Origin of the sequence: Streptomyces sp. NPDC005393 (assembly GCF_040606675.1) — a bacterium.
Taxonomy (GTDB): Bacteria; Actinomycetota; Actinomycetes; order Streptomycetales; family Streptomycetaceae; genus Streptomyces.
The window spans coordinates 17,890-30,191 of the sequence record NZ_JBEXFG010000027.1 but is presented as its reverse complement, the minus strand read 5'-3'; the positions used below and the strand labels follow the sequence as shown (position 1 = coordinate 30,191).

7 protein-coding genes and 1 pseudogene are annotated in these 12,302 nt (G+C 70.5%); 3 read left to right on the top strand and 5 right to left on the bottom strand.

The features are described from left to right. Positions 1 to 16: 16 nt before the first annotated feature. Positions 17 to 424 (top strand): annotated as a pseudogene (locus ABZS71_RS21855) (CBS domain-containing protein); the annotation flags it as partial. Positions 425 to 471: 47 nt separating this feature from the next. On the opposite strand, the gene pglZ reads toward ABZS71_RS21855, so the two are convergent. From pglZ to ABZS71_RS21835, 4 genes are all read right to left on the bottom strand, one after another. Beyond that, positions 472 to 3,378 (bottom strand): BREX-2 system phosphatase PglZ, encoded by a 2,907-nt coding sequence (pglZ, locus tag ABZS71_RS21850; protein WP_356212563.1) that lies wholly within the window; start codon positions 3,376 to 3,378, stop codon positions 472 to 474. Next, on the bottom strand, positions 3,375 to 7,262 hold the full coding sequence (locus ABZS71_RS21845) for a phage resistance protein (protein WP_356212560.1): 3,888 nt from the start codon (positions 7,260 to 7,262) through the stop codon (positions 3,375 to 3,377). The genes pglZ and ABZS71_RS21845 overlap by 4 nt, the downstream gene beginning before the upstream one ends. A gap of 377 nt (positions 7,263 to 7,639) precedes the next feature. Continuing rightward, on the bottom strand, positions 7,640 to 9,775 hold the full coding sequence (locus ABZS71_RS21840; RefSeq protein WP_356212557.1) for a tetratricopeptide repeat protein: 2,136 nt from the start codon (positions 9,773 to 9,775) through the stop codon (positions 7,640 to 7,642). After that, complete coding sequence (locus ABZS71_RS21835; RefSeq protein ID WP_356212554.1) at positions 9,772 to 10,182, bottom strand: hypothetical protein; 411 nt, start codon at positions 10,180 to 10,182, stop codon at positions 9,772 to 9,774. Before ABZS71_RS21835 ends, ABZS71_RS21840 begins: the two co-directional genes overlap by 4 nt. A gap of 228 nt (positions 10,183 to 10,410) precedes the next feature. Between ABZS71_RS21835 and ABZS71_RS21830 the strand changes: the two genes are divergently transcribed. Both ABZS71_RS21830 and ABZS71_RS21825 read left to right on the top strand, forming a co-directional pair. Beyond that, positions 10,411 to 10,680, top strand: coding sequence for a hypothetical protein (locus ABZS71_RS21830; protein WP_351697649.1), 270 nt, complete (start codon positions 10,411 to 10,413; stop codon positions 10,678 to 10,680). Next, complete coding sequence (locus ABZS71_RS21825) at positions 10,673 to 11,311, top strand: DUF6879 family protein (protein WP_356212551.1); 639 nt, start codon at positions 10,673 to 10,675, stop codon at positions 11,309 to 11,311. Before ABZS71_RS21830 ends, ABZS71_RS21825 begins: the two co-directional genes overlap by 8 nt. Positions 11,312 to 11,426: 115 nt before the next feature. Here ABZS71_RS21825 and ABZS71_RS21820 read toward each other — a convergent pair whose 3' ends face one another. After that, positions 11,427 to 12,287, bottom strand: coding sequence for a hypothetical protein (locus ABZS71_RS21820; RefSeq protein ID WP_356212548.1), 861 nt, complete (start codon positions 12,285 to 12,287; stop codon positions 11,427 to 11,429). Positions 12,288 to 12,302 lie beyond the last annotated feature (15 nt).

Below are 12,302 nucleotides of genomic sequence, written 5' to 3'. Positions count from 1 at the left end.
TTCCACGGGCACGCCCGTAACGGACCGCTTCGAGGGCGCGGCACGGCCCTTCTTCATCGTCGGGGAGAGCGAGTCCCTGCTGCGCCGCTGCCTGGGCGCGGCACTGGACGAGGAAACCATCAAGGCCGTACAGACGAACAAGAAGATCGAGCACCGCACCGGCCAGCTCTCCCACCTCATGTTCGGCGACTATCTGAAGCTCCTTGACGGCGACCAGACAAAGACATCGCTGGCCGACCGCGCCGACGCAAACTGGGAAGCCCTGAAGTGGCCCAACATGCCCAGGGAACAGTTCATCGGCCGCCTGAAACGAGTGAAGGACATCCGCAACCGGATCGCTCACTTCGATGAGAAGCCGCTTCCGCAGGAGCTGCTCGACGAGCTGACGACGTTCGCGAAGCTGCTGCGGGCGTTCGTGGCCTGAGGCGGCGGGTGGAGGTACCAGGAGAGGGGTGCCGCTTGCGAACGCTGTCAGCCCGCTCGGAGGGCGAACTGCTCGCGCAGCAGCGCCCCGTGGAGCCGTAGCGTGCGCCCGTCCGGCAAGGTCTCCAGCACCTGTACGCCGTCGTAGTTGAGGAGCTGCCTCAGGACCGCGGCGAAGCCGTCGCCCCGGGTGGTGGGCATGCCCGCGCGCTGGGCGAGCGCGGTCACGGGCAGGGTGCCGCCTGCGTCGAGCAGGGCGGCAAGGGCCTTGTGGACCTGCTCCTGCTGCGGCTTGCGCGCCAGACCGTCGAGCTGCGCCTGATATGTCTCCGAATCGAGCAGCGCCGTCACCAGCGCCTCGGTCCGGGAGACGACGACCGGCGTGAGCAGGGCGTCGTCTCCTCCGGCAGTCAGCGCCACGTCGAAGAGCGCGTCGGGCAGCGTCCCTGGTTCGGGTTGCTTCTTCCGGGGTTTCGCCGTCCCCTTCTTCGGAGCCGCGCCTGCCGGCTGAGCCGAACGCTCACCCGATCCCGGCCTCCCCGCCTCCTCCGGAGCCCACCAGGGTGGCCGCTGATCCCCCAACTCCCGCCACGCTGTGGGCGGTTCCGCCCCGAACGGCAGGAAGGCGAGCACCGGGATGGTGAACTCGGCGAGGGAGGCCCCGCCGTGATAGCCGGCCTTGAGGGCGGTGTAGCGGGAGTCCGGGTCCCAGAGCGCGACGATGGACGCGCCGGACTCGGGCCAGACCACGCGCGGCCCGGAAAGGGCGATCTCCCGTTCGCCGAGCGGGCCGCCGCCGGGCAGGCGGTGGCGCGCGGACGCGGGCTCGGTGGCCGCGTCGGCCTTCGTTCCGTGCCGGTCGACGACGTGTCCGTGGTCGCTGGTGACGATGACCGCCATGCCCTGGGCCGCCGCCACCCGGAGCAGGTCGCGCAGGCCGGGCACGTCGTCGATCCGCCAGGCTCCGTCGCCGAGTTTCTGTTCCTTGGCGAGGCGGTCGTCGATGGCGTTGAGGACGACGGCGACGTGGGTTCTGCCGTCGGTGAGCGCTTCTGTGAGGTCCGGGCCGAAGGTGTCGCCCGCGGTCTGGGTACGCAGGTCGTCCTTGTGGAAGACGGCGGCCGGTGCCCCGCTCCACAGTTTCAGCGCGGGGAAGAGCCGCTTCTCATCGGCCTGGGTGCCCTTCATCAGGGTGCCCGCGAAGAGCGATGTCCGGGACACGGCCGTCACGGTGGGGAGGACGGCGGCCATCGCCCGCCGACGCGGGGTGTCCTCGGCCAGCGGGTCGAACTCCGCCCAGGAGCGGCGCAGTTCCTCGCCGAGTTCGTTCGCTATGGCTGCGCTCATGCCGTCGAGCACGAGCAGCAGCACCCGCCGCTCCTCTCCGCGCCGGACGACGGGTCCGACGACCCGGTCGAGGAAGGTCTCGACGGTGAGCATGCTGCCGGGCCGGGTGCCGTCCTGTGTCCAGCCGGCCAGCGAGCGCGCGAAGGACGCGTCGATCTGCCGCCGCCGGTCCCTGACGCGCGTGCCGAGCGTGTCGTAGGCGGCCTTGAGGACGGAGTCCGGGTCACCGCCGGCCTCGATGTGCTCCAGGGCGAGGTCGGCCCAGCCGGTCTCGGCGACGTGCCGCTGTATGGCGTCGGCGACGGTGGGTGCGTCGGCGGACGGGTCGGTGGCCAGCCAGAGGGCGAGGCGCTGCCCCATGCGGGCGCGTTCGATGCGGGCGGACTCCTCCGGATCGGTGGCGAGCCTGTGGTCCACGAGCCGCCGGACGGCCTCCGCAGCTGCGGCCGTGTCGCCCGCCGCGAGGGCTTGGCCGACGGCGGTGAACCGGGCTTCCAGTCCGCCGCGCAGGACGGGGCTCGCCGCGACGGCCGCCTCCGCGCCGAACTGGCGGGCCAGCACGGCGGCCCGGTCGAGCACGATGCCGCTGGTGCGGCGCGCCTCGCGGGCCTGGTCGGCGTCGGCGCCGCCGCCCCGGTGCCCGGCCGTCAGCAGCGTGCTCACGTACTCCTCGGCGGACCGGCCGAAGACGCCCACCAGGGCGTCGAGTTGTTCGCCGACGGCTGGGGGCTGGTCGCCGAAGTAGCGTTCGGCACGGCCCCGGGCCTGATACGTCTCGGGGGCGGGCTCGGCATGCCGCCACAGGGCCTCGCATACGAGGCCGAAGGCGGCGGCGTCCGCGCCGCGCTCGGCGTCGACGAGAGCGAGCAGAGCGCGTCCGGCGAGACCGGCCTGGTCCTCCTCACCGAGGAAGGCGGTCAGCCCGGCGCGCTCGGGACCCCGCAGGCCCAGCAGCCGCTCGGGGGCGCCAGGCCGGGTCGACCAGTGCAGCAGACTCTGCGCGTCGAGCCGGTCTTCGCCAGGGCGTCGCGGGCCGCCCTCGGTGTCGTGGCGGCCGAGGCGCAGGCGGCGCTGGGCGAGCGCGGTGAGGGCGTACTGACGGGACAGCCAGCCACCGGGCACCGGCGGCCAGCCACCGGGCGGGGTGGCGTCGAGCAGGGCTTCGGCGGCCCAGTTGACGTCCTTCAGACGCGGGTCGATCTGCCGGGCACCGAACGCCTCCCGCACGACGTCCCAGCTGTCGACCATGTCGATGCGCTGCTTGTGGACGCGTGCGGTGATCGCCGGATCGAGTTCGTTCTGCTCGCGGTCGGTGAGGACGACCAGGACGGCGGGGCCGGGGCGCCGGCCCGTCAGATGGTCGAGGACGAGTTCGTGGACGGCGAGCGGTGAGGGCGCCACGGCGACGCCGGCCGTCCGGCCCTCGCCCCAGGCGGGTTCGGCGGGCCCGTCCCACTGGGGCGCGGACCGCAGCAGCACGACCCGGCGCCTGCCCCCTCCGTCTCCGGTCAGAGAGGAGGCGAGGGAGGACTGCGAGGACAGGTACTGGGTGACGGTCGCGGTGTTCAGCCGGACGGCGCCTGGGGCGGCGGCGACGGTGTCCGTCATTCGACGACCTTCCAGGTGATCTCGATGGTCGCGTCGGGGTGGCGTGCGGCCAGTTCGGACAGTTCCGTCTGGAGGTCGGCGGCGGCGCGTGCCACGGTCGTACGGCGGCCACCGGCCGTTCGTGTGGAGCCGCTGCCGGAGGAGGCCGGTGTGGGTGTCTCCGGCGGGGCGTAGGGGATGCGCGGGTCGCTGGTCGGTGTGTTCAGGGACAGGTCGTCGGCCGTGGGCTGCGGCGCGACGGGAGGGGGCGGCGGGGTGGCGGCGGCCTGGCTGCGCTTCAGCAGGGCCACGACCTCGCGCTGAGTGCGGGTGAGCGCGTCGCGCAGGTCGGCGGTGCGCTGGTCGTCGCGGGCGATGTTGCGCAGCGAGTCGAGCAGTGCCGCGCCCTCGGGGCCGAGTCCGGCGGCGAGTTCGAGGGTGCTCCAGGGCGCGGAGGCGACGGCCTCCGCGACGCTGCGGGCCTGCTTGATGGAGGTCCCGTACCGGTCGGCGCTGGTCTCGCCCAGGCCGAAGGAGGCGAGGGCCTCCACGGTCTTCTTCGCCCCGGCCGCGCCCTTGCCTGCCTCCGCCGTGAGCGCGTCCAGCAGTTGCAGGGAGCGTCGGGCGAGGGCGAGCCGTCCGGTGTCGGCGGTCTGGTCGAGGCCGAGGAAGGAGGCGTGGGCCTCCAACTGGTGTACCAGGTCCGCCGCGTGGTCCCGGTGGGCGCGGGCGGCCTCGATGATCTGGCGGGCGAACTGGTTGACCATCCGGCCGCGCCGCAGGGCGGGAGCCTTCTGCCCGAAGACCGCCTCGAAGCGCTGCCGTGCCGTGTCCCAGTCGGGCTCGGCGGGCAGCGGCTGGCTGCGCAGCGCGTCATGGTCCTTGATCGCGGACAGTTCGGGCGCGGGGTCGAGTACGGTGCCGCCGCGCACCCACACCCGGTCGTCCATCTCGGCGAAGGCGGCGACGACGAGCCGGGCGAGGAAGTCGGGCAGGCCGCGCGGGTCGGGCTTGTCCGTCCAGTCGGTCAGGGTGATCAGGGACAGGTCCCCGGTGACGCCCTGGGCGCTCCCGAGCCGGCGGAAGTGGTCGGCCCAGTAGCGGGACAGCTCGAAGTACGCCTCCTTCTGCTGCCCGAGCCGCAGGGGCCCCGCGATCCGCTGCATGAGCTTGCGGTCGGCGGCCGGGACCTCCACCCGCCCGTCACGCGCCTCGGCGGCGGCCCGCACATGGGTGAACACCTTGCGGGTGTCGGCGGATTTGACGGCGGTGCCGGTGCCGTCGGGGTCGAGGTCGGGGTGCACCGGGTACTGGTGGGCGAGCAGCTTGCCCGCGACGTGCCGGATGCCGTCGTGCAGGCTCTGCCCGAAGGACAGGGTGAGGCCGCTCACGTCGGGCAGCGGGACGAGGTGGTCGTCGAAGTCGGGCACGACGTCGGCTGCCTGCTTCTGGGCGAGCCCGTACGCCTGCTTGAAGGCGCCCTTGACCTGCTTGAGCAGGGCCTCGCGCTGGGTTTCGAGAAGGCCCTTGGCGCGGCTGCGGTTGTCGGCGTTGAGGTGGCCGGCGTACTGGGTGTCGAAGCGGTGCTCGTCGGCGAGGGCCTTGTCGATGACGACGAGACGCCGGAAGTCGGCGAAGCGCTGCGCGGACAGATGGGCGGGCAGCCAGGCGACGATACGGGACCGCTCGCCCTGCTGGCGCTCGCGCAGCCGCCGGATGCGGTTGACGTCCTCGACCGGGCCCCACTCGCCCTCGTCGAAGGGAAGGTCTATCGCGATACGCCAGCGGCCGTCCTCCTGCGGCATCAGGTCGTGGTCGGGCAGCTCGTCCTCGTCGGCGACGTTGCCGAACACGATCTCGGCGGTGCGGGATGTACCGCGCCAGGTGAAGCCGAGCTGGTCGCTCAACTGCCCGTGCTCGACGCCCAGTTCCTCGGACAGCAGACGCCGGGCGAGGGCGACCCGGTTGCCGGGGTTGTCGTTGACCTGGGCGTTGGCGATGACGGAGTCCACGTCGACGCCGGACAGCTCCAGCCGTACGCCGGGGTTGGCGTCGGTGCCGGTCTCCTTGATCTCGGGGAACCTGGCCGCCCACTCGGCGACCTTGTTCTTGATGATGCCGACCTCGGCGCCCGGGATGGGTGCGAGGACCGACCCGTGGTTGAGCGCGCCGAGCCGCCGGATGGTCAGCTCGGCCAGGGAGGGCACGCTGGGCGCGAGTGCCGAGAGCAGCAGGGTGCACACGAGCCGGTTGTCGCCGGTGAACATGCGGCAGCGGTTGAGGCGCTGCGGGTCGGTGATGGCCTCGGGCCGGTTGACGTACTGCTCGACGTCGTCCTCGGTGATGTCGTACGAGCTGAGGAGGTAGGGCCGAAGCTTGGTCCTGTAGAGCTTGTCGGCGGCCTCGAAGACGACCTTCAGGCTGTCGGTGAATGGCTTGTCGCCACCCTCCGCGATCACCGGGTAGAGATCGCCGACCGGGATGAGCTGCCCGAGCCGGATCTCGTTGCGGTGGTCGGCGAGCAGCTGCCCCATCAGCTTCAGACCGGTACGGGAACGCTGCAGCGCGGACGAGATGTGGACGAGGGTGTCCATGAACGCCGGCGAGAACGGGTACGTCAGCCCGAACGACTCCGCGTCCGCGCCGGTCGTGCCCTTCTCCGAGCCGAGGAGGGTGTCCCAGACCTGGGTGCCGACCCGCTTGGTCTGCTCGAAGGCCGCGTTGACGAGCCGTTCCGCCTCGGCGTCCTTCGGCTTGAGGATGCGCGCGTGAGCGATCTGCGGGAGGTTGCGGTCCTCCAGGGTGATCTTGTCGAACCGGCCGGAGGCCAGGTTCAGGGTGTCCTGGATGGAGGCTTCCGCCGCGCCGGACACCTCTTCGCCGACGAGTTCCCGCAGGTCGCGCTGGCGGGCGATGAACGACACGACGGGGATGGCGCGGCGGGCGTCGCCGCCCTCCACGAAGTTCGTGATCTTGCTGGCCTCGCGGGCCACGAACTTCTGCTCGTGGATGAGGGTCGCGAGCCAGAGGATCAACTCGTCCAGGAACAGGATCAGGCCGTCGTAGCCGAGCGACTTGGCGTGCTCGGCGATGACGGACAGACCGGCGTCCAGGGAGATGAAGCCGTGCTCGTTCTCGACGGCGTTCTTGGCGAAGCCGGGGAAAAGGTTGGTGCTGGCGTCGTTGACCAGCTTGGCGCGCAGCTCGGCCGGGGTGGAGGGGTTGCGGAGGTCGAGCGGAGTGCCCCCCTCGTGGTTCTCCTCGGCGGCGAGAGCGGTGTCGAGGAGCTGCGGGGTCCAGGCGAAGCCCTCACCCCACTCGTCCGTCTCGCCGTCGCCCGTGTCGCTGCCGCCCAGGCCCCGGATGACCGCCTCGTCACCGTAGGTGGCACGGTTGGCCCGGATGTCGGCGAAGAGGGAGTCGGTCCGGTACACCTGCGGGGTCGGAGCGTCCGGGTGCAGCTTCTTGACGTGCGTGACGTACCCGCCGAGCACCCGCTGTTCGAGGGCCTTCGCGCCGAGCATGTGGTACGGCACGAGCAGGAACCTCTTGCCGTCCGTGGTCAGCCACTCGTGCTTGGTCAGCACCGGGTCGAACTCGGTACGGGCACGGGCGGCCGGGTCGCCGCTGAGCAGCGCGTACAGCACGGCCATGAAGTGCGACTTACCGGAACCGAACGAGCCGTGCAGGTAGGCAGCCTTGGAACGGTGCCCGTCGAGCGAGGACTTGATGAGCGCCAGCGCCTCGTCGAAGTTCTCCAGCAGCCGCTCGGTGACGACGTAGTCCTTCAGCGCGTTCTGGGCGCCTTCGGGTGTCGTCGCCTCGGCGAGGGACAGCACGAAGTCCGAGGTGGAGATGTTCTCTTTGATGTCGATGACATCGCGGAGGAGGGGCGGCTGGGCCATTGCGGGTCTCGCTCTCCCTGACGGTGGTCGGTGCTGCTGCTCGTACTCGGTGTCGTGCGGGGTCCGCCGCCGAGGCCCGAGGCCGGTCCGAGGGGTGGGGCGGGGCTCAGGGGTACGGATGGCCGGTGCGGCGGGCCGGCTGTCCTGGCCGGTGGCGAGGACGGAACTGTTCATGCGGTGACCGGACGGGAACGACGCTCACGGCGTCGGCCGGGTCAAGGTAGGTGGGTTCGCGGCGTCTGCACTTTTCGTCCCCCTCGTACTGAACGTCACCCATACGGCCTGCGCATAGCACCCTACATCCGTACCCCCGTCGACCCCGTGCCGTATACCCTCGCGCACCGTCCGTGCGGGCCGCTCCCATCCCGCCGTGAGCACTACGGCCGCCATCGCCCTGACCAGTAGGCGTCCAGCAGCTGACGGCTCGCGACCGTGAAGGGGTGTCCGGGGCCCAGGCCGCGTTCCCGCCGCTCGACGACATCGGTCATCAGCGCGATCCCCTCCTCCACGTGTCCGAGCGCGGCCCGGGTCCGGGAGAGGAGTTGCCGGGCGGCGAGCACCATCGGGTACTCGGGCCCGAAGCGCCGCACATACGCCTCGGCGACCCGCCGGATCTCACGGTCGGCCTCGTCGAAGCGGCCCAGGAGGTACAGCGCCCACGCGTGGTTGTGCCGGGCGCCCAGTGTCACGGTGTGGTCGGGGCCGAGGAACCGCTCGCATTCCGACGGCAGCGTGAGCAGGGTGCCACCTTCCTCGGTGACCACTTCGGCGGCGGGCAGCATCTCCAGCAGGCTGGCGCGGGCCCGCAGGGTCAGCGGATGCGTGGGGCCCAGCGCCGAGCGCCGCCCGGCGACGGTGTCGCGGAGCAGCGCGACGGATTCCTCGCGTCTGCCGAGGTTCGCCAGCACGAGCTGGAGGCCATAGCCGCTGTCCGTGGTATCGGGGTCGTCGGCGCCGAACAGGCGCTCCTGGGCGTCCCGGACCGCGCGGAGCGCCGCTTCGGCTTCGGCGTACCTGCCCAGCCGGAACAGTGCCCGCCCTGCCCTGGAGCGGGCGGCGAGGACCGTACGGTGGTCCGCGCCGAGGAGTCGCTGTGCGAGGTCCGCCGCGCTTCGGGCGGTCTCCCAGGCGGAGAGGTAGTCACCGGTCCGGTGCAGGGCGACCGACAGCCGCGTCGCGACGGCCAGGGCGTCGGCGGCGGACGGCCCGCCGATGTGCCTCAGCAGGGCCAGCGCGTGAGGTACCAGCAGGCGCAGTCGCGGGTTGTGCGGACCCGCGTCGGGTACGCCGGGCACGGCCGCGTCGAGCAGCCGGACGGCTGTCGTGTCGAGGGCGGGCACCAGGTCCGCGGGGGTCGCCGCCGAGACGCTGTCGAGCAGGATGCCATGACTCTGTACGCAGCGCGCGCCGGCGGCGTCGACCAGTTCGGACAGCGACTGGTCGAGGAGGGCTCTGAGGGCTGTCTCGGTTCGGGCACGAGGCAGTACGGCGCCGATGCCGGCGTGGTTGAGCAGAGTCAGCGGCAGCGGCTCGGCGGCGAACCGGGCCAGCAGTCTGAGCAGGGCCGCCGCTTCGGGCAGCCCGCGCATTTCGAACGCGTCGAGGGTCAGTTGCCAGGTCAGGCCGACCAGATGCCGGGGGTCCGCTTCGGACAGCGCGTCGGCTCCGCGGTCGATCAGCTGGACCCGTTCGTCTCCGTCGAGCTGGTCCGCGTAGGCGTCCATCGTCCAGGGGTCGATGACCTGGTGGGAGAGGAAGCCGCCCGCCAGGGTGAGGGCGAGGGGTAGCCGCCCGAGCCGGTCCGCGACCCGCGCCGCCTGCTCCGCCGTACCGCTGTGCGGTGCGAGATCGCGCAGCACGAGCGCGGCGTCCTCTCGGGGCAGTACGCCGATGTACTGCAGCTCGGCGCCCGGCCACCACCGGGCCGCCGCTCGCCGTGTGGTCACCAGGACGGTGCCGCGCGGGCTGGTGCGAAGCCAGTTTCCGTCCCGCAGGATCTCCGGCTCGTCGGTGTTGTCCAGGACCAGTAACCAGGGTTCGGCGGAACGGTCGAGATACGTCCAGACGAGATCGGCGGCAGGTCTGAGGCCGTTGCGTGCGGCGAGCAGTTCGCCGTCGCCCGCCCCTCGGTCGGCGGCGACGGCGAGCATGCCGGCGCGCAGGCTCGCACGGTCGGAGGCGTTGACCCACAGGCCCACCCGGCCCTGTTCTCCCGTGACCTCCTGGAACAGGGCGCAGGCGACCGCCGTCTTGCCCGAGCCGCCCATGCCGTACAGCACGTAGACCTGGCCGCCGCGCTGCGACTCGACGCTCGCCCGCAGGCGTTCCATCACCTCGCTGCGGTCGCGGAGCGCGACGGGGGGCCGGCCGACCGCCGGGCGTCGCACCGAGTCCGGTCCGCCGTGCTCCGGCCCGTCACCGCCGTAGTGGTGGTGTTCGCTGATGTGCTGGTCGCCCCGCGACTGGTAGACGCGCCCCTGGTCCTCGGCGTGGCCGTCCGTCCCACCCGTCATCGCTCTGCGATGTGCTGGTCACGTCCCGCTTGGTACACCCGGGCCTGACCGGACGCGGTGGCATGCTGGATGATCTGCCGGACGGCCGAGCCATCGGGATCGAGTTGGTCCAGCAGTGCGCGCAGTTCCTCGACGACGGCGGGCCGGGCTACCAGCAGCCGCCGCACCAACCCCTGCCACTGAAGGCGTAGTTCGTCCAGGGTCTCCTGGTCGTCCGCCGCCGCGGCGGCCAGCACGTCCTCGCGACCGGCCTCCAACTCGGCGGCGACGGTCTCGGCGCGCTCGGGTTGCGTTCGGCGCCAGAGCTGTGTGATCCCGTCACGCGCATGGTGCCAGGCATCGGTCGCCATCAACGCGACCAGGGTGGTCCCCGCGCTCTGTGCGAGCAAGCCCACTTCTGGGTCCACAGCCGCCCCTCCGTTCACCCGATTATGCGATAGCACAGATGGAAAGTGTCACCTGTCAGGCGCTGGCATGATTTTCTTTCCGATCAATATCATTCCACCCCTGAGCGACATGGGACAAGGAGGAATCAATCCTCGCCATTGCCCCCGCAGGCCGGGTCTGACACATGGTCAGGCAGGCGAGTTGCACGCTACAGTGAGGCATCCCGACCGATCGAGGGGGCGATGGAAATGGCCAGGCCATGGGAAGCGGATCCGGACACGAGTTTCAAACAGCGCCTGGGAAAAACACCCCAGGAACTCGGAAACACAACCGGAACTCCTGACTGCCCGGACATCTGGGAACTCGCCAACGGCGACATCGCCGTCATCGGCCGGGACCTCACCCAGTCACTCGGCAGGAACCTGCCCGACGGGGTCTCGATCGGGTCGGACGAACGCCTCGTGGTCATCCCCAGGAACATGCTCATCGCGGCGAAGCCGGACATCCCCAGTGTTTGACTCCTTCCCCGGCGACGCCTTCGAACGCCTGGACCGCCCCACGTACCACGCGGACTTGGGCCGGGTCTACACCAGCGGGATCGGCTTCCTCAACAAGCTCGAGCGCGGCCAGCACTTCCAGGAGCGCGGCTTCCCGAGCTGGGAGGCCTTCGCCGACGGCGACTGGGAGAGGGCTCTGTCCCTGGCCGACGAGAGGCGCGAGGACTACGCCCAGGAACTCCGCCAGGCGTCGCGACTGGGCGTCACGCACCGCCGCCTCCGCGTCGTGGAATTCCCGATCACGCCGTATGTGCAATGGGAGTTGTTCGTCCTGCGCGTACGCGTGGACCTGGGCGACGACATCAAGGTTCTCGACGCTCGCGATATTTCGAACATCGAGCGGACCCGCCCGGTCCCAGAAGTAGTGATTCTCGGCGATGTGGCCATGTATGAGGTCGTTTACGACAAGGACGGAAATGCGGCCGGAGCCAACCGTTACACCGACGGCTCACTGATCCGGGAAACGAACGTCGGATTCGATGCGCTGTATGAGCGCGGTGAGGGATTCCACGATTTCTTCGACCGGGAGATCGCCACCCTGGCCCCGCCCCGGGTGTCCGGTGCACCGACGGGTTTTCGCGGTTCGCGGTGACCAGCAAGGCGGGTGACGAGCGAGCCCTCACGCCAACAGATCACCGCCCCCGGCGATGACGAGAACGCCCGCCGCATCGGCCACCCCTTCGGCATTCAGGAGGGCGCTTGCGGTCTCAAGACTGAGGTTCCTCCAGCTTGATGGCAGTGGCGTCTGCGCCGTGCTGTTCAGCGTGTGGGGTGGCGAAAGGCCCGTGGTCTTCCACGACTTCCCCATCCACGACTCGGTGCGACGGTTTCGCCAGTTCCAAGCCGGAGAGGTGCCTCTTGAGCCTCCGGGCCATCGGAAGGTAGGTCGCAAAAGTGAGCCCGCCAGAGACAACGGCCCCTACGAGAGGGATGGCCTTCGAGACGCTCTTCGCGAAGGACTGCTTTGTCATCTCGACGCCGAGGTAGCCTGCGACTTTCTTCACGATGGGATAGATGAGGCCCTGGGTGAGTGCCTTCTGAGGCAGCTTCTTGGCGACCTGCTCCGACATCATCCCCGCAACCTTCCCCACCGCGGCGTTCGCCGACTGGGTGCCGAACATCACGCCGAAGAACAGCGTGAGCACCCCCATGGTCGCGTCATCGACGTCATCGCCGTCGTCGGAGAACAGATCGGGCCAGCTGTAGAGGTACGCGAGTTTCTGCGCGATACGCAGCATGTGGCCGAAGTACTGGGCCACGTCGGCGGGCACAGTGGCGGGAAGGGCGAGGATGCCGGGTATCCCGGCAGCCGCGGAGAGAGCGCTGACCTTGGCGGTTTCGTAGCGGATGGAGTCGTTGGCCACTTTGTCGAGAACCTCGACAGTGATCCCCGCCGCAGCGGGGGTCTCTTCTATCGCTCTTCGGATGTCGTCCTCGGAGCAGTGGCGAGCCAGCGCACTTCGGAGGTACGCCTCCCTGTTGATACGCACACCCGGAAGCTTTGCTGCGCTCACCAGCACCGCGGAGAAGCGCGACTCGGGGTTCTCGATCCCTTTGCCCTGTTTCATAGCAGGAACCTACAG